This window comes from Pantoea sp. USHLN256 (assembly GCF_037149875.1).
GTDB classification, from domain to species: Bacteria; Pseudomonadota; Gammaproteobacteria; order Enterobacterales; family Enterobacteriaceae; genus Pantoea; species Pantoea nemavictus.
This window is the reverse complement of record NZ_JBBCQO010000001.1, coordinates 340972-364933: the sequence shown is the minus strand read 5'-3', so window position 1 is coordinate 364933 and position 23962 is coordinate 340972. Positions and strand designations below refer to the sequence as shown.

27 protein-coding genes are annotated in these 23962 nt (G+C 54.2%); 23 read left to right on the top strand and 4 right to left on the bottom strand.

The features are described 5' to 3' along the window. Positions 1-201 precede the first annotated feature (201 nt). Positions 202-381 (bottom strand): hypothetical protein, encoded by a 180-nt coding sequence (locus tag WFL93_RS01770; protein ID WP_152929112.1) that lies wholly within the window; start codon positions 379-381, stop codon positions 202-204. A 141-nt stretch (positions 382-522) separates the two neighbouring features. Between WFL93_RS01770 and rluC the strand changes: the two genes are divergently transcribed. Beyond that, positions 523-1479, top strand: a complete 957-nt coding sequence (gene rluC, locus WFL93_RS01765) for a 23S rRNA pseudouridine(955/2504/2580) synthase RluC (RefSeq protein ID WP_007885787.1) — start codon at positions 523-525, stop codon at positions 1477-1479. Positions 1480-1490: 11 nt separating this feature from the next. Here rluC and WFL93_RS01760 read toward each other — a convergent pair whose 3' ends face one another. Continuing rightward, entirely contained in the window at positions 1491-2072 is a 582-nt protein-coding gene (locus WFL93_RS01760) for a Maf family protein (protein WP_200902257.1), read from the bottom strand. A gap of 143 nt (positions 2073-2215) precedes the next feature. On the opposite strand from WFL93_RS01760, the gene yceD reads away from it, so the two are divergent. The 14 genes from yceD (at position 2216) to ptsG (ending at position 14399) form a co-directional block, all read left to right on the top strand. Then, a complete protein-coding gene (yceD, locus tag WFL93_RS01755; protein WP_007885785.1) occupies positions 2216-2737 on the top strand; it encodes a 23S rRNA accumulation protein YceD in 522 nt (173 codons plus the stop codon). Between the two features lie 14 nt (positions 2738-2751). Continuing rightward, the gene (gene rpmF / locus WFL93_RS01750; protein ID WP_007885783.1) at positions 2752-2922 is read left to right on the top strand and encodes a 50S ribosomal protein L32; all 171 of its coding nucleotides are present in this window, start codon (positions 2752-2754) and stop codon (positions 2920-2922) included. A gap of 26 nt (positions 2923-2948) precedes the next feature. After that, positions 2949-3989 (top strand): phosphate acyltransferase PlsX, encoded by a 1041-nt coding sequence (gene plsX, locus WFL93_RS01745; RefSeq protein WP_180823414.1) that lies wholly within the window; start codon positions 2949-2951, stop codon positions 3987-3989. Beyond that, positions 3990-4943 carry a beta-ketoacyl-ACP synthase III gene (locus WFL93_RS01740; RefSeq protein ID WP_007885779.1) on the top strand — a complete coding sequence of 318 codons (954 nt, stop codon included), beginning with the start codon at positions 3990-3992 and terminating at the stop codon, positions 4941-4943. A 16-nt stretch (positions 4944-4959) separates the two neighbouring features. After that, on the top strand, positions 4960-5892 hold the full coding sequence (fabD, locus tag WFL93_RS01735) for an ACP S-malonyltransferase (protein ID WP_336777135.1): 933 nt from the start codon (positions 4960-4962) through the stop codon (positions 5890-5892). 10 nt (positions 5893-5902) lie between these two features. After that, positions 5903-6637 (top strand): 3-oxoacyl-ACP reductase FabG, encoded by a 735-nt coding sequence (gene fabG, locus WFL93_RS01730; RefSeq protein WP_007885776.1) that lies wholly within the window; start codon positions 5903-5905, stop codon positions 6635-6637. 153 nt (positions 6638-6790) lie between these two features. Then, positions 6791-7027, top strand: a complete 237-nt coding sequence (acpP, locus tag WFL93_RS01725; RefSeq protein WP_007885774.1) for an acyl carrier protein — start codon at positions 6791-6793, stop codon at positions 7025-7027. Between the two features lie 86 nt (positions 7028-7113). After that, positions 7114-8355 carry a beta-ketoacyl-ACP synthase II gene (fabF, locus tag WFL93_RS01720; RefSeq protein WP_049851100.1) on the top strand — a complete coding sequence of 414 codons (1242 nt, stop codon included), beginning with the start codon at positions 7114-7116 and terminating at the stop codon, positions 8353-8355. A 75-nt stretch (positions 8356-8430) separates the two neighbouring features. Further along, entirely contained in the window at positions 8431-9243 is an 813-nt protein-coding gene (pabC, locus tag WFL93_RS01715) for an aminodeoxychorismate lyase (RefSeq protein WP_336777134.1), read from the top strand. After that, the gene (gene mltG / locus WFL93_RS01710) at positions 9240-10259 is read left to right on the top strand and encodes an endolytic transglycosylase MltG (RefSeq protein WP_336777133.1); all 1020 of its coding nucleotides are present in this window, start codon (positions 9240-9242) and stop codon (positions 10257-10259) included. The genes pabC and mltG overlap by 4 nt, the downstream gene beginning before the upstream one ends. Further along, complete coding sequence (gene tmk / locus WFL93_RS01705; RefSeq protein WP_336777132.1) at positions 10249-10884, top strand: dTMP kinase; 636 nt, start codon at positions 10249-10251, stop codon at positions 10882-10884. The genes mltG and tmk overlap by 11 nt, the downstream gene beginning before the upstream one ends. Beyond that, on the top strand, positions 10881-11870 hold the full coding sequence (holB, locus tag WFL93_RS01700; RefSeq protein WP_336777131.1) for a DNA polymerase III subunit delta': 990 nt from the start codon (positions 10881-10883) through the stop codon (positions 11868-11870). The genes tmk and holB overlap by 4 nt, the downstream gene beginning before the upstream one ends. 17 nt (positions 11871-11887) lie before the next feature. Then, complete coding sequence (locus WFL93_RS01695; protein ID WP_007885767.1) at positions 11888-12679, top strand: metal-dependent hydrolase; 792 nt, start codon at positions 11888-11890, stop codon at positions 12677-12679. A gap of 286 nt (positions 12680-12965) precedes the next feature. After that, entirely contained in the window at positions 12966-14399 is a 1434-nt protein-coding gene (gene ptsG / locus WFL93_RS01690; protein ID WP_049851105.1) for a PTS glucose transporter subunit IIBC, read from the top strand. A gap of 179 nt (positions 14400-14578) precedes the next feature. On the opposite strand, the gene bglB is transcribed toward ptsG, so the two are convergent. Both bglB and WFL93_RS01680 read right to left on the bottom strand, forming a co-directional pair. Then, positions 14579-15718 (bottom strand): beta-galactosidase BglB, encoded by a 1140-nt coding sequence (gene bglB, locus WFL93_RS01685; RefSeq protein ID WP_336777130.1) that lies wholly within the window; start codon positions 15716-15718, stop codon positions 14579-14581. Beyond that, positions 15715-17322 carry an MFS transporter gene (locus WFL93_RS01680; RefSeq protein WP_336777129.1) on the bottom strand — a complete coding sequence of 536 codons (1608 nt, stop codon included), beginning with the start codon at positions 17320-17322 and terminating at the stop codon, positions 15715-15717. The genes bglB and WFL93_RS01680 overlap by 4 nt, the downstream gene beginning before the upstream one ends. 355 nt (positions 17323-17677) lie before the next feature. On the opposite strand from WFL93_RS01680, the gene hinT reads away from it, so the two are divergent. From hinT to WFL93_RS01640, 8 genes are all read left to right on the top strand, one after another. After that, positions 17678-18028: a purine nucleoside phosphoramidase gene (gene hinT / locus WFL93_RS01675; RefSeq protein WP_007885755.1), complete on the top strand. Its 351-nt coding sequence runs from the start codon at positions 17678-17680 to the stop codon at positions 18026-18028. A 17-nt stretch (positions 18029-18045) separates the two neighbouring features. Next, positions 18046-18411 carry a YcfL family protein gene (locus WFL93_RS01670; protein WP_007885751.1) on the top strand — a complete coding sequence of 122 codons (366 nt, stop codon included), beginning with the start codon at positions 18046-18048 and terminating at the stop codon, positions 18409-18411. Between the two features lie 10 nt (positions 18412-18421). After that, positions 18422-19018 (top strand): penicillin-binding protein activator LpoB, encoded by a 597-nt coding sequence (lpoB, locus tag WFL93_RS01665; RefSeq protein ID WP_007885749.1) that lies wholly within the window; start codon positions 18422-18424, stop codon positions 19016-19018. Between the two features lie 16 nt (positions 19019-19034). Continuing rightward, positions 19035-19820 carry a thiamine kinase gene (gene thiK / locus WFL93_RS01660; protein WP_442955876.1) on the top strand — a complete coding sequence of 262 codons (786 nt, stop codon included), beginning with the start codon at positions 19035-19037 and terminating at the stop codon, positions 19818-19820. Between the two features lie 15 nt (positions 19821-19835). Beyond that, on the top strand, positions 19836-20879 hold the full coding sequence (nagZ, locus tag WFL93_RS01655; protein ID WP_049851112.1) for a beta-N-acetylhexosaminidase: 1044 nt from the start codon (positions 19836-19838) through the stop codon (positions 20877-20879). 39 nt (positions 20880-20918) lie between these two features. Beyond that, a complete protein-coding gene (ycfP, locus tag WFL93_RS01650; RefSeq protein ID WP_007885741.1) occupies positions 20919-21461 on the top strand; it encodes an alpha/beta hydrolase YcfP in 543 nt (180 codons plus the stop codon). Positions 21462-21673: 212 nt separating this feature from the next. Continuing rightward, positions 21674-22978: an NAD(P)/FAD-dependent oxidoreductase gene (locus WFL93_RS01645; RefSeq protein WP_336777128.1), complete on the top strand. Its 1305-nt coding sequence runs from the start codon at positions 21674-21676 to the stop codon at positions 22976-22978. A gap of 296 nt (positions 22979-23274) precedes the next feature. Further along, positions 23275-23817: a glycine zipper 2TM domain-containing protein gene (locus tag WFL93_RS01640; RefSeq protein ID WP_007885735.1), complete on the top strand. Its 543-nt coding sequence runs from the start codon at positions 23275-23277 to the stop codon at positions 23815-23817. Positions 23818-23962: the final 145 nt, after the last annotated feature.

Below are 23962 nucleotides of genomic sequence, written 5' to 3'. Positions count from 1 at the left end.
ACCCTGGACGAGAATCAACCGATGACCCCGTGTCTTAATGCACAGACGTCAACCTCACGGTTGTCGGCGGCTAAAGGGGCGCAAATCTTGTCGGTGGCCTGTTTTTCATAAGGAAATCCAGCGCCTGAAGGTGGAAGTGTTACAGAGTATTCAAAAATCCACTCATCCTAGTCTGTCGTCCAGGCCGCAACCCGCAGCCCGCTAAGTGCCTGATTTAACATTACGTCTTACGCCATTGCTGCGTGTCCGTTCAATCCGGCAAAATGACTTATTTCGCTCTTTTTCCTGCCTGAATCTTTCCAGGGCAGAAACACCTGCATTATTCCATTGCTCACCAACATATAGCAAGGCGACTTTTGCCAAGCTGAGAAGTTTATTCATCCTTAACCTGTTCATTTGCAGGGCTAATCATCGCATCGTTGAAAATGTCGCCATTTTCAACGTTTCGTGACGCGACAAAGAGAGAGTTAAGCACAGAAAAAGGGGTGGCGCTATCCAGGGACACTAATTAGAATCGCCGCCATGAAAACAGAGAATCCCGGCGTACAGTATGTCGCCATTACGGCTGAAAATGCCGGACAACGTATTGATAACTTTTTGCGCACCCAACTCAAGGGCGTGCCAAAAAGCATGATTTATCGCATTTTGCGTAAAGGTGAAGTGCGGGTGAACAAAAAACGCGTGAAACCCGAATATAAGCTGGAGGATGGCGACGAGCTGCGCATTCCGCCAGTGCGGGTTGCCGAGCGCGAGGAAAATACCGTTTCACCAAAGCTGGATAAAGTTGCGGCTCTGACCAACGCCATTCTGTATGAAGATGACTATTTGATGGTGATGAATAAACCCTCCGGTACGGCGGTGCACGGCGGCAGCGGATTAAGTTTTGGCGTAATTGAAGGATTGCGCGCGTTGCGTCCGGAAGCGCGTTTTCTCGAGTTAGTGCATCGCCTCGATCGCGATACTTCTGGCATCTTGCTGGTGGCGAAGAAGCGCTCGGCGCTGCGTTCGCTGCATGAGCAACTGCGCGAGAAGGGCATGCAGAAAGATTATCTGGCGCTGGTGCGCGGTGACTGGCCATCGCATCTGAAAGTGGTGCAGGCACCACTGCTGAAGAATATTTTGCAGAGTGGTGAGCGCGTAGTGCGCGTGAGTGCTGAGGGTAAGCCCTCCGAGACGCGCTTTAAGGTTGAAGAGCGCTTCGGCTTTGCGACCCTGGTTAAAGCGAGCCCGGTGACGGGGCGTACGCATCAGATCCGCGTCCATACGCTGCATGGCGGACATCCCATCGCTTTTGACGATCGCTATGGCGATCGCGAATTTGACGCGCAGCTTAGTTCGACCGGCTTATCTCGGCTGTTCCTGCATGCCGCCGCGTTGACTTTTACCCATCCAAACACCGGAGAAGTGCTGCGGATGGAGGCGCCACTGGATGGCGCACTGAAGCACTGCCTGGCACAGCTGCGCCAGAAAAAAGCCTGATTACGCGGGCATCAACATAGCGCGTTGATGCCCGCCGCTCTTAGCATCTCATTCAAAGCAATCAGCGGTAAGCCAATTAAGGTATTGGGATCGCGTCCTTCCAGTTTATCGAACAAACAAATCCCTAATCCCTCACTTTTAAAGCTACCTGCGCATTGCAGCGGCTGCTCCTTCTCCACATAACCGCGTATCTCTTCTGCACTTAACTGACGGAAATGGACAGTAAAAGGTTCGCAAATAACCCACCGTTTGCCGCTCTGCGGTTGTATCAGCGCCAGCCCGGTATAAAAGGTTATGGCGTTGCCGCTGGCAGCAGCGAGCTGACGGCAGGCGTTCTCTACGGTATGCGGCTTGCCGGTAATCTCGCCATTTAACACGCAGACCTGATCGGAACCGATAATCCAGCTATTGGGATGATGTCCAGCAAGCGCCTCTGCCTTGGCTAACGCCAGACGCTGCACCAGCTCGGGTGCCGATTCATCCATCAGCGGTGTTTCGTCACAATCGGGCGCAGCGGTAATAAAAGGCAGGCCCAATTTGTTCAGCAGCGCCTGACGAAAAGGGGAGGTTGAAGCTAATACCAAAGGTGTCATCATTTTTTTTCAGAATAGATAGCGTAAAGATGACAGTCATTTTAAACTATGCGCCGCACTGGATGCGACTAACGGGTGAAAGATGCCGTAAACCGGCCTTTTTCTTTGACTCTATGACGTTACAAAGTTAATATGCGCGCCCTATGCAAAAGGTAAAATTACCCCTGACGCTCGATCCGGTCCGCGCCGCGCAAAAACGCCTTGATTATCATGGTGTTTATGCACCTGAATTGGTGGCGCGCTTGGCCGAAACGGTCGTGAGTGTGGACAGTGAAGTTGAATGCGATATGTCGTTTGCGGTTGACAACCAGCGCCTCGCCGTTCTGCAAGGAACAGCCGAAGTGCAGGTGACTCTGTCATGTCAACGCTGCAACCAGTCGTTTCCACGTCATGTTCACGTAAGCTATTGCTTCAGTCCTGTCTCTTCTGATGAACAGGCCGAAGCACTACCGGAAGCCTACGAGCCAGTTGATGTCAATGATTTTGGTGAGATCGACTTGCTGGCGGTGATCGAAGATGAACTCATCCTCGCGCTGCCCGTGGTTCCGGTGCATGATTCTGAACACTGTGAAGTGTCCGACGCGGACATGGTATTTGGTCAATTGCCTCCAGAGGCAGAAAAACCAAATCCGTTTGCCGTATTAGCCAGTTTAAAGCGTAAGTAATAGGAGTAAGGTCCATGGCCGTACAACAGAATAAACCAACCCGTTCTAAGCGTGGTATGCGTCGTTCACACGATGCTCTGACCACTGCTGCTCTGTCAGTAGATAAAGTTTCTGGCGAAACTCATCTGCGTCACCATATCACTGCGGATGGTTACTACCGCGGTCGCAAGGTTATCACCAAGTAATCCTCGCGATTACACAAGGCGATACCTTGACACGTTTGACCCTGGCAGTTGATGCCATGGGCGGGGATTTCGGTCCCTGCGTGACAGTGCCTGCAGCCTTGCAGGCACTGGCCTCTCATTCGGAGCTGGTTCTTCTTCTGGTCGGTGATCCCGACATCATCTCGTCATTTCTTGCCAAAGCGGATTCCTCGTTACAGAGGCGTGTGCAGGTTATTCCTGCCGAATCGGTTATTGCAAGTGATGCCAAACCCTCTCAGGCAATTCGTAACAGCCGCGGCAGTTCAATGCGTGTGGCGTTAGAGTTGGTGAAAGAGGGTAAAGCGCAAGCCTGTGTCAGTGCGGGAAATACCGGCGCGTTGATGGGGCTGGCGAAAATGTTATTAAAACCGCTGGATGGCATAGATCGTCCGGCGCTGATGACGGTTTTACCGCATCAGCAACATGGCAAAACGGTGGTGCTGGATCTCGGTGCCAACGTCGAATCTGACAGCGCCATGCTGGTGCAGTTTGCGATTATGGGCGCAGTGATGGCCGAAGAAGTGCTGGAGATCGCCCAGCCGCGGGTGGCGTTGCTGAATATTGGTCAGGAAGAGACTAAAGGATTGGAAACAATCCGCGCCGCATCTGCGGTGCTGCGAGCGTCACCGCAAATCAACTATATTGGTTATCTTGAGGGGAACGATCTCCTCACCGGCAAGACGGATGTGCTGGTCTGTGATGGCTTCGTGGGTAATGTCACGTTGAAGACCATGGAAGGCGTGGTAAGAATGTTCCTCTCTCTGCTGAAATCATCAGAGGAAGGAAAAAAACGGGCCTGGTGGCTAAAATTGTTGGGGCGCTGGATTCAAAAGCGCCTGGCAAAGCGTTTCGGCCACCTCAACCCCGACCAGTACAATGGCGCTTGTCTGTTAGGATTGCGCGGGACAGTGATCAAAAGCCACGGTGCGGCGAATCAACGTGCATTTGCCGTGGCGATAGAGCAGGCAGAGCAGACGGTGCGAAGGCAAGTCCCAGAGAGGATTGCGGCGCGCCTTGACACTGTATTAGCCAGGAGTGACAAAGCGTAGATGTTTACCAAAATTATCGGTACGGGCAGCTATTTGCCTGAGCAGATTCGCTCTAACGCGGATCTGGAAAAAATGGTCGAGACGACGGACGAGTGGATTGTTACCCGTACCGGCATCCGTGAGCGCCGCATTGCAGCACCGGATGAAACGGTCGCCACCATGGGCTTCACCGCAGCACAACGCGCGCTGGAAATGGCGGGTGTGAATGCGAGCGACGTTGGCCTGATCATTGTGGCCACGACGTCCTCCAGCCATGCCTTCCCAAGTTCTGCATGCATGATCCAGCAAATGCTGGAGATCAATGACTGCGCCGCTTTCGATTTGGCCGCTGCCTGTGCGGGCTTCACCTATGCACTGAGCGTTGCCGATCAATACATCAAGAATGGTGTCGTTAAACATGCTCTGGTGATCGGCGCAGACGTGTTAGCACGTACGCTCGATCCCAACGATCGCGGCACCATTATTCTGTTCGGTGATGGCGCGGGCGCTGTAGTGCTGAGCCAGAGCCAAGAGCCAGGCATCCTTTCCACTCATCTGCACGCCGATGGCCGTTACAGCAAGCTGTTAACGCTGCCGTATCAGGATCGTGCCCATCAGGATGAGCCGGCTTATCTGACGATGGCGGGCAATGAAGTCTTCAAAGTGGCGGTAACTGAACTGGCGCACATTGTTGATGAAACCCTGCAAGCCAACAATCTCGATCGTGAAATGCTCGACTGGCTGGTGCCGCATCAAGCGAACCTGCGCATAATTAGCGCCACCGCCAAAAAGCTGGGCATGGGCATGGAGAAAGTGGTGGTCACGCTGGATCGCCACGGCAATACCTCAGCCGCTTCCGTGCCAAGTGCGCTGGATGAAGCGGTGCGTGATGGCCGTATCAAGCCGGGACAACTGATTTTGCTGGAGGCCTTTGGTGGTGGTTTCACCTGGGGTTCTGCACTGGTTCGCTTTTGATTGACAGGAACGAAAGATGACGCAATTTGCTTATGTTTTCCCAGGACAGGGATCGCAGACTGTCGGCATGTTAGCCGAGCTGGCTGCCGAAAATCCGCAGGTTGAAGCCACTTTCCGTGAAGCTTCTGACGCGCTGGGTTATGACTTATGGCAGTTAGTCCAGCAAGGACCGGCTGAAGAGTTGAATAAAACCTGGCAGACGCAGCCTGCGTTGCTGGCAGCTTCAGTTGCTATCTATCGTGTGTTGCAGAGCAAGAACGCAACGCAGCCAACGCTGATGGCTGGTCACAGCCTTGGTGAGTATTCTGCACTGGTTTGTGCTGGTGTACTCGACTTCGCGGATGCAATTAAACTGGTTGAGCTGCGTGGCAAATTAATGCAGGAAGCGGTGCCAGAAGGCACGGGCGCAATGCAGGCTATTATTGGTCTGGACGATGCGTCCATTCGTAAAGCCTGCGAAGAGAGTGCGCAAGGCCAGGTGGTTTCACCGGTCAATTTCAACTCGCCAGGTCAGGTAGTGATCGCCGGTAATAAAGAAGCGGTTGAGCGTGCAGGTGCAGCGTGTAAAGCTGCTGGCGCCAAACGTGCGCTGCCATTGCCGGTAAGCGTGCCGTCACATTGCGCGCTGATGAAGCCGGCTGCCGATAAACTGGCGGTTGCGCTGGAAACTATCACCTTTAACGCACCTGTCGTACCGGTGGTTAATAACGTTGATGTGAAGTGTGAAACCGACGGCGCTGCGATTCGAAGCGCGCTGGTACGTCAGCTGTATAGCCCAGTGCGCTGGACCGAAGCGGTCGAATTTATTGCTACGCAAGGCGTAGAACAGCTGCTGGAGATCGGTCCAGGCAAAGTCCTGACCGGTCTGACCAAACGTATTGTGGATAGCCTGAGTGCCGCTGCCGTGAACGATTCTGCTTCACTGAGTGCGGCGCTTACACAGGAATAAGAGGAAAAACATGAGCTTTGAAGGTAAAGTAGCGCTGGTTACCGGTGCAAGCCGTGGTATCGGTCGCGCCATTGCGGAAACGCTGGCTGCGCGCGGTGCAAAAGTGGTGGGAACCGCCACCAGTGCAAGCGGTGCAGAAGCAATCAGTGCTTACCTCGGCGACAAGGGCAAAGGCCTGCTGCTGAACGTCACTGATGCAGCCTCAATTGAGAGCGTCCTCGAACAAGTTCGCGCCGAATTTGGCGAAGTGGACATTTTAGTCAATAATGCAGGCATTACGCGTGACAATCTGTTGATGCGCATGAAAGACGATGAATGGGCGGATATCCTTGATACCAACCTAACATCGGTCTTCCGTCTTTCTAAGGCGGTTATGCGTGCCATGATGAAAAAACGCGTGGGCCGTATCATTACCATCGGTTCTGTAGTTGGGACCATGGGTAACGCGGGTCAGGCAAACTATGCGGCAGCAAAAGCAGGTTTGATTGGCTTTAGCAAATCACTGGCGCGAGAAATTGCGTCACGTGGCATTACTGTAAACGTCGTGGCTCCGGGCTTTATTGAGACGGACATGACGCGTGCACTGAACGAAGATCAACGTTCGGGTATTTTGGCAGAAGTTCCTGCAGGTCGTTTAGGTGACCCGCAGGAGATTGCCAATGCTGTTGCATTCTTAGCCTCTGACGAAGCAGCCTACATCACGGGTGAGACGCTTCATGTCAACGGCGGCATGTACATGGTCTGATAATCACGAAAACATTTGCTTTATCTGCGGTAAACACCGCAGAATAACGCAAAATCGTGGTTCGACCAGCCGGGATTTTGTTGCATCTTTTTCAACATTTTATACACTACGAAAACCATCGCGAAAGCGAGTTTTGATAGGAAATTAAATAGTATGAGCGATATCGAACAACGCGTTAAGAAAATCGTAGCTGAGCAGCTGGGTGTTAAAGAAGACGAAGTGATTAACACTGCTTCTTTCGTTGAAGACCTTGGTGCAGATTCTCTTGACACCGTTGAGCTGGTAATGGCTCTGGAAGAAGAGTTTGATACTGAAATTCCAGACGAAGAAGCTGAGAAAATCACTACCGTTCAGGCAGCGATCGACTACATCAATAGCCATCAAGGCTAATGAATATCTTCAGGCGGTCACCTCGACCGCCTGAGTTTTATGTTTGCCCCACATAGCGTTATTTTTTCCCTCCCTGGAGGACGTGCGTGTCTAAGCGTCGTGTAGTTGTGACTGGTCTTGGCATGTTGTCTCCTGTCGGCAATACCGTAGAGTCTACCTGGAGTGCTCTCCTTGCCGGTCAGAGCGGCATTAGCCTGATCGACCATTTTGATACTAGTGCCTACGCAACGCGTTTTGCAGGCTTAGTAAGAGATTTCAATTGCGATGATTTCATCTCGCGCAAAGATCAGCGCAAGATGGATGACTTCATCCAATACGGCATCGTTGCTGGTATTCAGGCTATGGCAGACTCAGGTCTGGTCGTAACTGATGAGAATGCGGGTCGCATTGGTGCGGCAATCGGTTCTGGCATTGGCGGACTGGGTTTAATCGAAGATAACCACAGCTCGCTGGTCAACGGTGGTCCGCGTAAAATCAGCCCGTTCTTTGTACCTTCTACCATCGTAAACATGGTGGCAGGTCACCTCACCATTATGTATGGCCTGAAAGGCCCAAGCATCTCAATCGCAACGGCGTGTACCTCCGGCGTGCATAACATTGGTCATGCGGCGCGAATTATTGCGTATAACGATGCGGATGTGATGTTGGCCGGTGGTGCGGAAAAAGCCAGTACGCCATTAGGTGTCGGTGGTTTTGGTGCTGCACGTGCGCTCTCTACCCGTAATGACAATCCGCAGGCGGCAAGCCGTCCGTGGGATAAAGATCGTGACGGTTTCGTGTTGGGTGACGGTGCTGGCATTGTCGTACTGGAAGAGTACGAACACGCGAAGAAACGTGGTGCGAAGATTTATGCTGAAATTATTGGTTTCGGCATGAGCAGCGATGCTTACCACATGACGTCACCTCCGGAAGACGGTTCAGGCGCTGCAGCCGCGATGGTTAATGCACTGCGTGATGCGCAGCTGAACGCTGAGCAGATCGGCTATGTCAACGCGCACGGCACCTCGACGCCAGCCGGTGACAAAGCGGAAGCGCAGGCGGTGAAATCGGTGTTTGGTACTGCAGCTCACAGTGTGATGGTCAGTTCAACCAAGTCGATGACCGGTCATTTGCTGGGCGCTGCTGGTGCGGTAGAAGCGATTTATTCGATTCTGGCGCTGCGCGACCAGGCGATTCCACCGACCATCAACCTCGACAATCCTGACGAAGGTTGTGATCTGGACTTCGTGCCACATACGGCGCGTCAGATCAGCGGACTGGAGTACACGTTGTGTAACTCCTTCGGGTTTGGCGGCACGAACGGCTCGCTGATCTTCCGTAAGGTATAATCGCTCCTGAGCTATACAGAGGCCCGCAATGCGGGCCTTTTTTATATTGCTATTGTGGTGTTCAAGGTGGCCAGCATGTGGATCAACGGTATACAACAAACCGAGCTTTCAGCACGCGATCGCAGCGTGCAATTTGGTGACGGCTGTTTTACCACCGCCGCCGTAATCAACGGAAAGGTTGTTTTACTGGATGCTCATCTGCAACGTCTACGTGAGGGCTGCGAACGCTTATTCATGGCTGCACCCGACCTACCGCAACTCTCCGCTGAAATGTGTCAGGCTGCTCATGGACAGATGCAGGCAGTACTCAAAGTTATTTTAACGCCAGGCGCAGGTGGCCGCGGTTACAGCCGCACCGGTTGCACCTCACCTACGCGTATTGTTTCGCTCTCTCTGTGGCCGCAGCACTACGCCGCTCTGCAACAACAGGGGGCAGTGCTCCATACTAGCCCCATTCGTCTGGCGTGCAATCCGTTGCTGGCCGGTGTGAAGCACCTGAATCGCCTTGAGCAGGTAATGATTCGCCACCATCTTGACCAGACGGGCGGCGACGAGGCGCTGGTGCTTGACACTGAAGGGACGGTGGTGGAATGCTGTGCGGCCAATTTATTCTGGCGCAAAGGCGGCAACGTTTTTACGCCGCGCCTTGAACAAGCTGGCGTGGATGGCATTATGCGTCGTTATCTGATGGCACAGATGGCCGCGAATGGCCAAACTTGTCAGCTGATTGATGGCAGCAGGGACGAGGTGTTGAACGCAGATGAAGTGGTAATTTGTAACGCCCTGATGCCCGTTTTACCCGTGCGACAAATTGACGACGTTTCGTTTACCGCACGCTCGCTGTACCAGCAACTGCGCGCCAGTTGCCCGACGATGGAAGCATCATGACTCGAATGAAAAAAATTCTCGCAGGCGTAGTGGTTGTCGCAGGACTCGCCGCCGCCTTTAGCTATTGGCAGATTGAACGCTTAGCCGATACACCATTAACACTGCAGCAGGAAACCATTTACACCTTGCCCGCCGGTAGTGGCCGCGTGGTGTTAGAAGCGCAGTTGGAAAGCCAGCACATTATTCCACAAAGTATCTGGTTTGGGCCGTTACTCAAACTGGAGCCCGAACTGGCAAAGTTTAAAGCGGGTACCTATCGCCTTGAAACTGGCATGACGGTGCGCCAGCTACTGCAACTGCTGGCAAGCGGTAAAGAAGCGCAATTCCCGGTGCGCTTTATTGAAGGTTCACGCTTAACCGAGTGGTTAGCGGAGCTGCGTAAAGCACCCTATTTGAAACATACGCTGACCGACGATCAATTTGCCACCGTTGCCGCTGCGCTCAAGCTTGAGGTTAACCAACTGGAAGGTAGCTTCTATCCAGATACCTACCTTTATACCGCCAATACCAGCGATGTGGCGCTGCTGAAACGTGCGCATGCGCGTATGAATAAACTGGTTGATGAGATTTGGCAGGGGCGCATGGATAATCTGCCTTACAAGAAAGAGCAGGATTTAGTCACCATGGCGTCTATCATCGAAAAAGAAACCGGTGTAAGTGAAGAGCGCGCGCGCGTGGCATCAGTGTTTATCAATCGCCTGCGCACCGGCATGAAACTGCAAACCGATCCCACTGTCATTTATGGCATGGGTGATAGCTATGCTGGCACGTTAACGCGTAAAAACCTGGAAACGCCAACCGATTACAATACCTACACCATTAGCGGTTTACCGCCGGGACCGATTGCGATGCCAGGCCGTGCGTCACTCGAAGCGGCGGCGCATCCAGAGAAGACCAACTACCTCTATTTTGTCGCAGATGGCAAAGGTGGGCACACCTTTACCACCAATCTGGCCAGCCATAATAAAGCGGTGCAGGTTTATCGGTTGGCCATGAAGGAAAAAAATGAAAAGTAAGTTTATCGTCATCGAAGGACTGGAAGGCGCAGGCAAAACCACCGCACGTGATGCGTTGGTCGCCGTGCTGCATGAGCATGGCATTAATGACGTCGTCTACACGCGTGAGCCCGGCGGTACGCCATTGGCGGAACAGCTGCGGGTGTTGGTGAAGCAGGGCATCGAAGGTGAACAGGTTACCGATAAAGCCGAGCTGCTGATGCTGTACGCAGCCCGCGTGCAGTTGGTCGAAAACGTGATTAAACCCGCGTTGGCACGCGGTGCCTGGGTAGTCGGCGATCGTCACGATCTCTCATCACAAGCGTATCAGGGCGGCGGACGCGGCCTGGATGCGCAGCTGATGACCACGCTGCGCGATGCGGTACTGGGCGATTTCCGTCCCGATCTGACGCTGTATCTTGACGTAACGCCAGAAATTGGCTTACAGCGCGCTCGGGCTCGCGGTGAGCTGGATCGTATCGAGCAAGAGTCGCTGCGCTTTTTTGAACGCACACGTGAACGCTATTTAGCGCTGGCGGCTGAGGATCCTACCATCCTGACCATTGACGCCACACAAAACATCGCAGACGTGACACTGTCACTTAAAAATGCATTACGTCACTGGCTGGCAGATCAATCGGTATGAACTGGTATCCGTGGCTGAATCAGCCTTATCGACAGATCATCGCGCGTCATCAAAGTGGTCAGGCACATCACGCCTTGCTGGTACAGGCCATTGAAGGGATGGGCGATGATGCGCTGATATGGGGCGTAAGCCGTTGGTTGATGTGTTTGCAGCCGGAAGGGCTGAAAAGCTGTGGGCACTGCCACGGCTGCCAACTGATGCAGGCGCACACGCATCCGGATTGGTATCGCCTTGAAGCGGAGAAGGGCAAGTCTTCGCTCGGCATTGACGCGGTGCGCGATGTTACTGAAAAGCTTTACCATTTCGCTCAGCAGGGCGGCGCGAAGATCGTCTGGTTGCCCGACGCGTCACAGCTGACCGAAGCCGCTGCCAATGCGTTATTGAAAACGCTGGAAGAGCCACCGGCCAACTGTTGGTTTTTCCTCAGCGTGCGCGAGCCTTCGCGACTGCTGGCCACGCTACGCAGTCGCTGCATGACGTGGCATCTATCGCCGCCGGAAGAGGCTCTGAGTTTGCAATGGTTGCAAAAACAGCAGCCGCAGCCGGAAGCTAAACTGCGTGCAGCCTTGCGCTTGAGTAATGGCGCACCTGCGGCCGCGTTGACGCTATTACAGCCTGAACGCTGGCAGGCACGTGAAACGCTGTGTGAGACGCTGATCAAAGCGCTTAACGGCGATGTGCTGCACCTGCTGCCCGCGCTGAACAGCGAGGATGTCGGCGAGCGTCTTAGTTGGTTGATTTCGCTGCTGGTTGATGCAATGAAAGTGCAGCAGGGCGCGAGTCACTGGCTAAGTAACGGCGATCGTCCCGATGTGGTTACGCAACTGGCGCAGCAAATGAATAGCAGCTCGCTGAACAGCAGCGCGCAGCATTGGATGCAATGCCGCGATCAACTGCTGCATGTAGCCGCGCTCAACCGTGAATTAATGCTCACCGATCGTTTACTCGCCTGGGGACGTTTACTCTCACCAGCAGTCGTCGGCTAAGCGAAAAAGAGATTTCTATGTTTATTGTCGATTCACACTGCCATCTTGATGGCCTTGATTACGAAAAACATCATCGCGATCTGGATGATGTCATCGCAAAAGCCGCCGCGCGCGATGTGAAGTTTATGCTCGCGATCGCCACCACCTTGCCGGATTACTACAAAATCAAACAGCTGGTTGGCGACCGTGAAAACATTGCGTTGGCCTGTGGCGTACATCCTCTGAATCAGGAGGCGCCGTACGACGTTGAAGAGTTTCGTCGCCTGGCCGCGGAAGATCGCGTCGTGGCGCTGGGTGAAACCGGGCTGGATTACTTCTATCAGCAGGAAACTAAAGCGCAGCAGCAAGCCTCGTTCCGCGAGCACATTCGCACCGGCATCGCACTGAATAAACCGATTATTGTGCATACGCGCGATGCGCGTGAGGATACGCTGGCGATTTTGCGTGAAGAGCAGGTAGAAAAATGTGGTGGCGTGCTGCACTGCTTCACTGAAGATAAGGAAACCGCGGCCAAGCTGCTGGATCTCGGCTTTTATATCTCTTTCTCCGGCATTTTAACGTTCCGCAACGCCGAGCAGATCCGCGATGCGGCGCGCTATGTGCCGCTGGATCGTATGCTGGTGGAGACGGATTCACCCTATCTGGCGCCGGTGCCGCATCGTGGTAAAGAAAACCAGCCCGCATTTACCCGCGATGTTGCGGACTACATGGCGGTGTTAAAAGGTGTCGATATTGAGACGCTGGCCGCAGCCACCACGGAAAATTTCTCCCGCCTGTTCCATATCCCAATGAGCCGTCTCGGCTGCTAACTGCTTTATTTCAAACACTGTAATTAATCACAAATTATACAGCTGCACTGCGTCTTCATCGACGCAGGCAGTGTTTTATTGCTGTTTATTAGCTCAAGTCAGTAAGAAATGACTGAAAGGACATGCCTATCCTTAGCGAAATGTGATGGCCGTCAATTTAACAATTAGCGATTTATTTTACTCTTCGTAATAAATCAAAAGACGCTCAGCGTCACTCCGGCGAAGGATCCTCCCCCTGAGCCATGCGCACTGCGCAAAAAAATTGCACTCATACTCAGGAGTTTCTATGTTCAAGAACGCATTTGCGAACCTGCAGAAAGTAGGTAAATCGCTGATGTTGCCGGTATCGGTTCTGCCGATTGCCGGTATTTTGTTAGGTGTTGGTTCTGCAAACTTTAGCTGGCTGCCGGAAGTGGTTTCCCACGTAATGGCCGAAGCGGGTGGTTCGGTATTTGCCAATATGCCGCTGATCTTTGCGATTGGTGTAGCGCTAGGCTTTACCAATAACGACGGCGTTTCAGCGCTGGCGGCTGTGGTTGCTTACGGCATCATGGTGAAAACCATGGCGGTGGTCGCGCCACTGGTGCTGCATATCTCGGCTGCGGAAATCGAAGCTAAGCATCTGGCAGATACCGGTGTGCTCGGCGGGATTATTGCCGGCTCGATTGCTGCCTATATGTTTAATCGCTTCTATCGCATCAAGCTACCTGAGTATCTCGGCTTCTTTGCGGGCAAGCGCTTTGTGCCGATCATCTCGGGCCTGGCGGCAATTTTCACCGGTGTGGTGCTGTCGTTCATCTGGCCACCAATCGGTACCGCTATTCAGGACTTCTCGCAGTGGGCAGCCTATCAAAACCCGGTGGTCGCCTTTGGACTGTACGGTCTGATTGAGCGTTCGCTGGTGCCGTTTGGTCTGCATCACATCTGGAACGTTCCTTTCCAGATGCAGATTGGTGAATTCACCAATGCGGCAGGTCAGGTATTCCACGGTGATATTCCGCGCTACATGGCGGGTGACCCAACCGCAGGCAAACTCTCTGGCGGCTTCCTGTTCAAAATGTATGGTCTGCCAGCCGCTGCTATCGCGATTTGGCACTCGGCTAAACCAGAAAACCGCGCCAAAGTGGGCGGCATCATGATCTCGGCCGCGCTGACCTCGTTCCTGACCGGTATTACCGAACCGATCGAGTTCGCCTTCATGTTCGTCGCGCCGATTCTGTATGTGATCCACGCGATTCTGGCAGGTCTGGCATTCCCAATCTGTATTTTGCTCGGTATGCGTGACGGCACCAGTTTCTCACACGGTTTGATCGACTTTATCGTGCTGAGCGGCAACAGCAGCAAAATCTGGCTATTCCCGATTGTCGGCATCATTTACGGCCTGATTTACTACACCGTATTCCGTTTCCTGATTGTGAAACTGAACCTGAAAACACCTGGCCGCGAGGACACTGCAATGGAGCAGAGCAGCGCAACCGGCAGCGAAATGGCGGGCAAACTGGTTACCGCGTTTGGTGGTAAAGAGAACATCACTAATCTGGATGCCTGCATTACCCGTCTGCGCGTGAGCGTGGCGGATGTGGGTAAAGTGGATCAAGCTGAATTGAAAACGCTGGGTGCACGAGGCGTCGTGGTGGCAGGTTCAGGCGTTCAGGCAATTTTCGGTACTAAGTCCGATAACCTGAAAACCGAAATGGATGACTATATCCGCAGTATGTAACCTAAGTTGGCGGGCAGAGCCGGTGCGATGAAGCGGCGTCAGATCGTAAAGACGCCATAAACCATCCCTGGGGCTCGCCCCAAGCCATCCATGGCTTGGGATGCTTTACTCCTCTGCCGCCGCTTCAACGCACTTTAATTTCGGTGCCTAAAAATGCCCTCCAATGAGGGCATTTTTTATTACAAGTAGACCCGCAAATACTCCGTCAAACACAGCAGCGCCATTGCCTGGCCATACGGCATCGAGGTAAGCGGTATCTGGCGGTAATACTCCAGATCGCTGCCCATTGCCGTGCCGAACGATACCTGCTTCAACTCCCCATCCTGGTCGATATTGCCGATTACCCCGCGCAACGCTTTCTCCGCCATGGGGAGATATTCTGCGGAGAGATAATGTTTGCGCACCGCCTTGAGAATGCCGTAGGCGAAACCGGCGGTAGCAGAGGCTTCTGGGTAGCTATTGGGATCGTCGAGCAAGGTATGCCACAAACCGCTGCTGTGCTGACAACTGCTCAGTGCCTTCACCTGACTCTCCAGCACCTGCTGCAGGAAACGGCGCGTTGCATGCTGTTGTGGCCAGTTCATCATTTCGAGAAAATCAGGGATCACGATGGTGAGCCAGCTGTTGCCACGCGCCCAACGTGCGTTGGCAAAATTGTGTCGCCCATCAAACGTCCAGCCGTGGAACCACAAACCGGTTTGGCGATCCATCAAATATTGGGTATGAATCAGGAACTGATAGCTGGCTTCCTCCACAAACTCTGGGCGATCGAGCAGCTGACCAATCTTCGCCAGCGCCATCACGCTCATCATTAGCGTATCGTCCCACAGCTGTTGGGTATTTTCGTTGTTATAGACGATGTGCTGCAAGCCGCCTTGCTCGGTGCGTGGCATCTCATACATTACCCATTCTGCCCAACGCTCCAGCACTGGCCGCCATGCCGCATTTCGCGTCTCTTCATAACGGTAGGCCAGCGTCAAAAACGGACAAACCGTATTGACGTTCTTGGTCGGCGTACCTTCCGCCAACCGCGTACTGAACCAGTCATCAATAATCTTCAACGTCGCCTGATCGCCGGTTTGTTGATAATAGTGCAGCATGCCGTATAGACCGATGCCATGCGTCCACTCCCAACCGGTCCAGCCTTTAGTATCGATCACCCGCCCATCGTCAAGGCGCAGCAAAAACTCACCGCTATGGTCGGTAATATTCACCAGATTCTGCGTGAGCTGATGAATCAACTGCACCAGTTCGGTACGTGGCAACAGATACTCAGGTTGACGCAGCAATGCGCTGTGCTTTACAGGAAATACAGTCATGGTTCATTCCTATCATTAATCAGGGTAGTAGGTAGAGAAGGTAAAGATCGCGGCTGGCTCGGCAGCGGCGGCGCAGCCGCTTTATGGCGATTGAGATAACCGACGTTGTTATTGCCCCACAGATTTTCATACGGCATGCCCGCCAGCATTTCGACGATGCCGCGCGCCTGTGGCGTAATGCGTTCAGGCACCACGCGTCCGGCTGCGCGCATCTTCAGCGTCTCTTCACGCAGCACGGTGTGAGTTTGCAGGTTGAGCTTGAAACGTAGTGAGATAATGAAGCCGCAGGCCAGCACGCAAAGGGTGCCAACGCTGAGAATCGCCAAAATGGTATGGCCGACGGCAGGCACCTGAGTGGCTTGGCCGGAGGAGAAACCGGCTAACTGTAATACGATGCCGACAAACATCACCGCACCCGCCTGCGACGCCTTACGCGTCAGCGTCATAATGCCGGCGAAAATGCCTTCGCGACGCTGGCCGGTAATCACTTCATCGACGTCAGCAATATAGGTGTAGGTGTTCCACGGCACATAATTGATGCCGCCGCGACCAAGACCGGCAAGGCCTGAAATCAGCACCAGCAGCGCGAAGTTGTCGTTCATGCCGGCGTACCACAAGCCAGCGTAGGAGAGGGCGCTGAGACCGAACAGTACGACCACCATGCGATAGGCGGGGGCGGGTCCAAGGCGGATACACAGCGGAATCATCGCCATCACCGCAATAAACTGCATCACCGCCATGGTGCCCATCAGATTGGACGCGATTTGGGCACTTTGCATCAACACAAACACCACATACCAGGTGAATACCGCGTTGAACACGTCCTGCGCTATATAGCCGCCAAGATACATCCCAAGATGCTGACGAAAAATGCGAATGCGCAGCGTTGAGGCCAACTCGGTGTAGAGGCGTTTCAGGCTCTGCATCAGCGTTAGCTGTGATTTCTCCTGCTCTGCACGACGTGATTCGGCAGAGAAGTCGTCTGGATCGCGCTCCCAGGTAAACAGCCACACCAGCGTTAACACCAGCGCACAAATTACCGAGAACACCAGGCTGGCGTAGAAGAAGGAGATAGGATTTTCTTTGCCAAACCAGCCAATCAACACGCCCGGCAGGAATGCCGCCAGAATGGCCGAGAGTTGCGCCAGGCCAATACGCGCGCCGGAGAAGCGGGTTTTCTGTTTGAAATCGTCGGTCATCTCCGGTACCAGCGTTTCATAAGGCACCAGGATCATGGTGTAGACCATATCGAACAACAGATAGGTCAGCAGATACCACCAGAAACTCATGTCGCCAACCCACATCAGGCTGTAGCTGAACACACAAGGGATGCCGAGCAGGATAAAGAACTTACGGCGGCCAAAACGTTTGCCAAGCCAGGTTGAACCGAAGTTATCGGTCAGGAATCCCATCAGCGGGCTTACGACCGCATCCAGCACGCGGGCGGCGGCAAAAATGAACGTGGCCTGAATCGGCGAGAGCCCGCAAAAGGTGGTGTAGAAGTAGAGCAGCCAGGCGGCAGTCAGCGCCGTGGTGCCTGCACCGAGGAAATCCCCGGAACCATAGGCCAGATAATGGCCCAGGCCAATCTTACGAGAGCGCATGGCAGGTTCTCCTTGAATTAGTCGGTAAACACATCCCTCATCACTCCGTACAACTTGCTCGGATTGGATTGAAAGTAGAGCGGCTTAAGCCGGCAAACCTTCGTGATTTCGCAATGCTTTAAAACGTCGTGGCAAAATCACAAAGAAAATGGCGTGATATCTCTAATTTATAAAACAGTGTTTCATTTTTGTGGTTAATCAGATGTGAGAAATGCGAGGTGCAGCACAGGGCAGGCAAAATGACAAAACGGCGTAAACGCAGCCATTTAATGCAGGAATTGTGGTCCTGAGGTTGAAAGAAATGGAATTCCTCACGCATACTGCCTGACTGAACTCAGGCTTAAGGAAATGCACCATGGCTGAAGAAACCATTTTCAGTAAAATCATCCGTCGCGAGATTCCCGCCGACGTGGTTTATCAGGACGAACTGGTCACCGCCTTCCGCGATATCGCGCCCAAAGCGCCTACCCATATTCTGATCATTCCTAACGTATTGATTCCTACCGCTAACGATGTGCAGGCTGCGCATGAGCAGGCGCTGGGCCGCATGATTACCGTGGCGGCAAAAATTGCCCGTGATGAAGGCATTGCAGAAGATGGCTATCGCCTGATCATGAACTGTAATAGCCATGGCGGTCAGGAGGTTTATCACATCCATATGCACCTGGTCGGCGGTCAGCCGCTGGGCCCGATGCTGGCCATCTAACTCAGGCGGATAATGTGATGCGTCAATGGCTGAGTGGCTTGCTGTTGCTGACCCTTGCGGGTTGCAGCAGCGATAAGCCGATGATTAATACTTCGCAGTCGCTGGTGATGGAGTCGGCGGTGCTGTCAGCAGGCATCATTACCGATGATCCAACGTTGACTGAACAAGATGGTCAGCAGCGTGCCATGAGCGTGTTGTACAACCAGCGTGAAACGCCGGTAAAAGTGCACTATCGTTTCTATTGGTACGACGACAAAGGATTGGAAATTACGCCAGAAGAGCCGGCACAGAGCCAAATCGTACCGGCGCATGGCAGCGTAGAAGTGGCCTCGCAAATGGGCAATCCGACCGCCAGTAAGGTGCGTCTCTATCTTTATCTTTGAGGAGTAAGCTGTGATTCGCAGTGTAAAACGTTCGGGCGCGCTGTTATTTGCGCTAATGCTCACCGGTTGTGTGGTGCAACAACAGACGCCGGCACCGGTTGAACCGACGCAGCCAACCCCGCCAACCCAGCCGGTAGAACCGCCGACGCAGCCAGTGCCGCCGCCGCAAACCGTGCCACAGCCGCCAAAGCTGAAAACCATTAACTGGGATGCCAGCGTGCAGCCGCTGGTCGGCAAGATGGTGCAATCATCCGGTGTGAATCCAGGCAGCGTGCTGCTGGTGGACCGCATTAAAAACAGCACCAACGGATCGTTGCAGACCGACAAGGCCACCGACGCGATTCAGAACGCCCTGGCTAACAACGGTAAATTCACCCTGATCACCCCAGAACAGCTGGCGCAGGCCAAGCAGACGCTGGGCTTGTCGCCGGATGACAGTCTGAACTCGCGCAGCAAAGCGATTGGCCTGGCACGTAACGTCAACGCGCAGTATGTGCTGTACAGCAATGCGCAGGGCGATGTGAAAGCACCCACGCTGCAAATGCAGCTGATGTTGGTGCAGACTGGTGAAATCATCTGGTCAGGAAACGGTGTTGCTCAACCCTGATCCTCAGCTGCAAAACATGATTCAGCAACAATGGCCGACGGCGCAAGCTGCCGGTCATTTTTTCGCGCAGCCGGGACTGAGCGGACAAAGCGTGCGCGTGCAAACCGAGCAGGGCGAGCTGCTGGCGCGTCGTGCGCCGCCGCAGCCGATTCCGTTTGTCGATCGCCAACGCGAATACCGTGTGCTGCGCCAGCTGCGTCATGCGCAACTGGGGCCGCAGCCGTTGGCGTGGCACGATCCGTGGCTGCTACAGAGCTGGTTACCGGGCGAGGTGCTCACGCCCGCGCAGTTTAATGCGCAGCGCGAGGCCATTCTGGCGCTGCTGCAGCGTCTGCATCAACAGCCGCTCACCGGCTACCGTTTACGTTTAGCGCCGCTGCTGCAGCGTTACTGGCAGCTCTGTCGTCAGCGTCACTGGCGCTGGCAGCGTCGGCTGCAACGCTTATTACAGCAGGCCGAGCCGCAGCCGCTGCGCCTTGCACCTCTGCATATGGACGTGCATGCCGGCAACCTGGTCGCCACACCCACGGGTTTACGCCTGATCGACTGGGAATATGCCGCCGACGGCGATGTGGCGCTGGAACTGGCGGCGGTTTGCGCGGTTGATGGTGATATGCGCCCGGCGTGGATTGCCGGTTACGCCGCGCGCGCGCAGCTTGATGAGCGGGTACTGGCGCGCCAGATGCAGCGCTGGCAGCCGTGGCTGCAACTGCTGATGGCCAGCTGGTACCAGCTGCGGGCCGAGCAGAGTCAGGATGAAACATTACAACAGCTGGCGCAGGCCAGCTGGCATGACCTTTAACCTAGGATTTTAATCATGACCATGAACACGCCTGGACCGCTGATGCTTGACGTCGAGAGCTATGAGCTTGATGCCGAAGAGCGCGACATTCTGCAGCATCCGTTGGTGGGCGGGCTGATTCTGTTTGCCCGTAACTTCCATGATGTTGCGCAGCTGGCAGAGCTGGTGCGCCAGATTCGCGCCGCTTCGCGTAATCGGCTGGTGGTCGCCGTGGATCAGGAAGGGGGCCGCGTGCAGCGCTTCCGCGACGGCTTTACCCAATTGCCAGCGATGCAATCTTTTGCTGCGCTGCACGATCTCAACAGTGCCGGTGAACTGGCGCAGCAGGCTGGCTGGCAGATGGCGGCGGAGATGATCGCCATGGACATCGATATCAGCTTCGCCCCGGTGCTGGATATTGGCCACATCAGCGCGGCAATCGGCGATCGTTCATTCCATGCAGATCCGGCGATTGCGCTGCAGATCGCGCGTCGTTTTATCAACGGCATGCATGAAGCCGGCATGAAAACCACCGGCAAACACTTCCCCGGTCACGGCGCGGTCAGCGCGGACTCACATAAAGAGACGCCGCGCGATCCGCGCGATGCCGCCACGCTGCGCCAGCATGACATGGCAATCTTTAAGCAGTTGATTGACGAACAGCTCCTCGATGCGGTGATGCCGGCGCACGTTATCTATACTGAGGTGGATCCGCTTCCTGCCAGCGGTTCGCCCTACTGGCTGCAAACCGTGCTGCGTAAAGAGCTCAGCTTCAACGGCGTGATCTTCTCCGATGATTTGTCGATGGAAGGCGCGGCGGTGATGGGCAGCTATGCTGAACGCGCGCAGCAGTCGCTGAATGCCGGTTGCGATATGATCCTGGTGTGCAATCAGCGAGCAGGCGCAGTAAGCGTGTTGGATAACTTGACGCCGATCGGGGCAGAGCGCGTGACGCAGTTATACCATCAGGGCCGTATGACCCGTCAAAGCCTGCTGGCAAGCGAGCGCTGGCGGCAGAATCAGCGTCAACTCAGCGCGTTGCAACAGCGCTGGCTGGCGCATAAAGCTTCGGTCAGCTAAGCGTCGCTGCCCGGATCTCACTTCACGCTGAGGAAAATCATGATCATCTATTTGCACGGTTTTGATTCCAACAGTCCGGGCAACCATGAAAAGGTGCTGCAGCTGCAGTTCATTGACCCGGACGTCAGATTAGTCAGTTACAGCACCCGTCATCCCAAACACGACATGCAGTTTCTGCTGAAAGAGTGCGATAAGTTGCTGCAACAGGGCGACGATGCGCATCCGTTGATTTGCGGGGTTGGCCTCGGCGGTTATTGGGCCGAGCGTATTGGTTTTCTTTGCGGCATGCGTCAGGCGATTTTCAATCCCAATCTTTTTCCCTTCGAAAACATGGAAGGCAAAATAGATCGGCCGGAAGAGTATCTCGATATTGCCACCAAATGCGTCAGCGATTTCCGCGCAACGAATCGCAACCGCTGTCTGACCATTTTGTCGCGCAATGATGAAGCGCTGGATAATCAGCGCAGCGCGGCACAGCTGCAGCCGTTCTATGAAATCATCTGGGATGACGAAGCCAGCCATAAATTTAAAAATATTGCGCCGCATTTACAGCGTATCAAAGCCTTTAAACTCCTCGCCTGACCTCCCGTGCGCCGTGTGATGCGGCGCATAAAATGTGTAACATTCTGATAATGCTGTTGAAAGATTGATCCACATCAATTTTCTTATGTTATGTCTCCGACGCCGTGATATTCTGCCCTTAGCTCGCGATTTAACGTCGCCAACCCTATGTTTATTAAGGTTTTTATTAACCATTAATTAACTATTGGTTTACAACTTTGAGGGGGTCTTTGTTGACTACATCTATGGAAAAAATCGTTATCATCGGCGGTGGTGCTGGAGGCTTAGAACTGGCCACGCAGCTGGGTCACAAGCTGGGACGCAAGAAAAAAGCCGAGATCATTCTGGTCGATCGTAACCACAGCCACCTGTGGAAACCGTTGCTGCATGAAGTGGCGACCGGTTCGATGGACGAAGGTATCGATGCGCTGAGCTATCTGGCGCACGCGCGCAATCACGGCTTCCAGTTCCAGCTGGGATCGCTGACGCAAATCAACCGTGAGAATAAAACCCTTGAGCTGGCCGAAATCCGCGATGCCGAAGGTGCGCTGTTAGTGCCGCAGCGTGCGCTGGCTTACGATCGCCTGGTCATTGCGCTCGGCAGCACCTCAAACGACTTCGGTACGCCGGGCGTAAAAGATCACTGCATCTTCCTCGATAACCCGCATCAGGCGCGCCGTTTCCACAACGAAATGCTTAACTTGTTCCTGCGTTTCTCGGCCAGCGAAGGCAGCCTGGAAAAAGTGAACATTGCCATCGTCGGCGGCGGCGCTACCGGCGTGGAACTCTCCGCTGAGCTGTATAACGCGGTGAAACAGCTCCACAGCTACGGCTACAAAGGTCTGGACAGCACTTCGCTCAACGTCACGCTGGTGGAAGCCGGTGAACGTATTTTGCCTGCGCTGCCACCGCGTATCTCTGCTGCGGCGCATCAGGAGCTGACCAAGCTTGGCGTGCGCGTGTTGACGCAAACCATGGTCACCAGCGCCACGGAAAACGGCTTGAATACCAAAGGCGGCGAATTTATTGATGCCGATCTGATGGTGTGGGCGGCGGGGATTAAAGCGCCAGATTTCCTGAAGGAGATTGGCGGGCTGGAAACCAACCGCATTAATCAGCTGGTGGTGAAAGAGACGCTGCAAACCACGCTGGATGATGATATCTACGCCATTGGCGACTGTGCATCCTGCGCGCTGCCGGGTGGCGGATTTGTACCGCCGCGCGCGCAGTCAGCGCATCAGATGGCTTCCCGCGCGCTGGAAAACATTCTCGCGCAGCGTAAAGACAAGCCGCTGAAAGCCTACGTTTATAAAGATCATGGTTCTCTGGTATCGCTGTCGCGCTTCAGCACCGTGGGAAGTTTGATGGGTAACCTGATGCGCGGTTCAATGATGGTAGAAGGGCGTATTGCACGTTTTGTCTACATCTCTCTATATCGTATGCACCAGATTGCGCTCCACGGATACTTCAAGACCGGGCTGATGATGTTGGTTGGCAGTCTTAACCGCGTACTGCGTCCGCGCCTCAAGCTGCACTAATGATTTTCGGGCGGTGCAATCCCGCTCCAAGCCACACCCGCTGCCGTAACCTGCTGAAAAACACCCGTTCAGCTTAAGGTTACGGCGCTATTACACCCGCTCTCAGAACTCTCCTAAAAGCTGGCCCTGGTGGGTTTCCGCTGCGTTTCCTCCATTAATCTGATGTTGCAATTACGGTCCATCTGTAAAACTTATTACCAACAAACACGGCGCGGCGCGCACGCCGGTTATGCCTCGGCTACCAGGATTTCGTAGCGGCAGGAATGCGCGGTAACAACCTTCAGGAGGACATTCCTGTGAATAAATCAATGTTAGCGGGTATCGGTATCGGCGTAGCAGCAGCGTTAGGTGTTGCCGCAGTCGCCAGCATGGATGTTTTCGATCGCGGCCCGCAGTTTGCACAAGTTCTGTCGGCGACGCCGATCAAAGAGAGCATCAAACAGCCGCGACAGGAGTGTCGCAACGTGACCTTAACCCATCGCCGAGCGGTACAGGATGAGAATCGTATCGCCGGTTCAGTATTGGGTGCGGTAGCGGGTGGCGTGTTGGGCCACCAGTTTGGCGGCGGACGCGGTCGCGATGTGGCGACGGTAGCTGGCGCGCTGGCCGGAGGTTACGGCGGTAATCAGGTGCAGGGTGCGCTGCAGGATCGTGATACTTACACCACCAACGAGCAACGTTGCAAAACGGTATACGATAAACAGGAAAAAATGCTGGGTTATGACGTGACCTATAAAATAGGCGACCAGCAGGGCAAGATCCGCATGGAGAATGACCCTGGCACCCGCATTCCGCTCGACCGCAACGGTCAGCTGATCCTGAATTCGAATCAGGCCTAATTGGGCAAAGCTACATCACAGCAGCAGTAACGAAAAAAGCGCCGTAAGGCGCTTTTTTTGTATATGAGAACCTCAACTCGCACGGATTCGTAGCGGCGCAATTTATTGCGCCTTATCAATGGCGCACGGAGTCAAAGGCGCGCGA

Excerpts from the sequence above, each read along its gene's own strand:
- WFL93_RS01670 (WP_007885751.1), top strand. The coding sequence starts at position 18,046 with ATGCGTCAATGGCTGAGTGGCTTGCTGTTGCTGACCCTTGCGGGTTGC.
- WFL93_RS01770 (WP_152929112.1), bottom strand. The coding sequence starts at position 381 with ATGAATAAACTTCTCAGCTTGGCAAAAGTCGCCTTGCTATATGTTGGT.
- thiK (WP_442955876.1), top strand. The coding sequence starts at position 19,035 with ATGATTCAGCAACAATGGCCGACGGCGCAAGCTGCCGGTCATTTTTTC.
- mltG (WP_336777133.1), top strand. The coding sequence starts at position 9,240 with ATGACTCGAATGAAAAAAATTCTCGCAGGCGTAGTGGTTGTCGCAGGA.
- WFL93_RS01680 (WP_336777129.1), bottom strand. The coding sequence starts at position 17,322 with ATGCGCTCTCGTAAGATTGGCCTGGGCCATTATCTGGCCTATGGTTCC.
- fabD (WP_336777135.1), top strand. The coding sequence starts at position 4,960 with ATGACGCAATTTGCTTATGTTTTCCCAGGACAGGGATCGCAGACTGTC.
- WFL93_RS01740 (WP_007885779.1), top strand. The coding sequence starts at position 3,990 with ATGTTTACCAAAATTATCGGTACGGGCAGCTATTTGCCTGAGCAGATT.
- WFL93_RS01695 (WP_007885767.1), top strand. The coding sequence starts at position 11,888 with ATGTTTATTGTCGATTCACACTGCCATCTTGATGGCCTTGATTACGAA.
- rluC (WP_007885787.1), top strand. The coding sequence starts at position 523 with ATGAAAACAGAGAATCCCGGCGTACAGTATGTCGCCATTACGGCTGAA.
- ptsG (WP_049851105.1), top strand. The coding sequence starts at position 12,966 with ATGTTCAAGAACGCATTTGCGAACCTGCAGAAAGTAGGTAAATCGCTG.
- ycfP (WP_007885741.1), top strand. The coding sequence starts at position 20,919 with ATGATCATCTATTTGCACGGTTTTGATTCCAACAGTCCGGGCAACCAT.
- hinT (WP_007885755.1), top strand. The coding sequence starts at position 17,678 with ATGGCTGAAGAAACCATTTTCAGTAAAATCATCCGTCGCGAGATTCCC.
- nagZ (WP_049851112.1), top strand. The coding sequence starts at position 19,836 with ATGACCATGAACACGCCTGGACCGCTGATGCTTGACGTCGAGAGCTAT.
- acpP (WP_007885774.1), top strand. The coding sequence starts at position 6,791 with ATGAGCGATATCGAACAACGCGTTAAGAAAATCGTAGCTGAGCAGCTG.
- fabG (WP_007885776.1), top strand. The coding sequence starts at position 5,903 with ATGAGCTTTGAAGGTAAAGTAGCGCTGGTTACCGGTGCAAGCCGTGGT.
- bglB (WP_336777130.1), bottom strand. The coding sequence starts at position 15,718 with ATGACTGTATTTCCTGTAAAGCACAGCGCATTGCTGCGTCAACCTGAG.
- WFL93_RS01760 (WP_200902257.1), bottom strand. The coding sequence starts at position 2,072 with ATGACACCTTTGGTATTAGCTTCAACCTCCCCTTTTCGTCAGGCGCTG.
- yceD (WP_007885785.1), top strand. The coding sequence starts at position 2,216 with ATGCAAAAGGTAAAATTACCCCTGACGCTCGATCCGGTCCGCGCCGCG.
- holB (WP_336777131.1), top strand. The coding sequence starts at position 10,881 with ATGAACTGGTATCCGTGGCTGAATCAGCCTTATCGACAGATCATCGCG.
- pabC (WP_336777134.1), top strand. The coding sequence starts at position 8,431 with ATGTGGATCAACGGTATACAACAAACCGAGCTTTCAGCACGCGATCGC.
- tmk (WP_336777132.1), top strand. The coding sequence starts at position 10,249 with ATGAAAAGTAAGTTTATCGTCATCGAAGGACTGGAAGGCGCAGGCAAA.
- rpmF (WP_007885783.1), top strand. The coding sequence starts at position 2,752 with ATGGCCGTACAACAGAATAAACCAACCCGTTCTAAGCGTGGTATGCGT.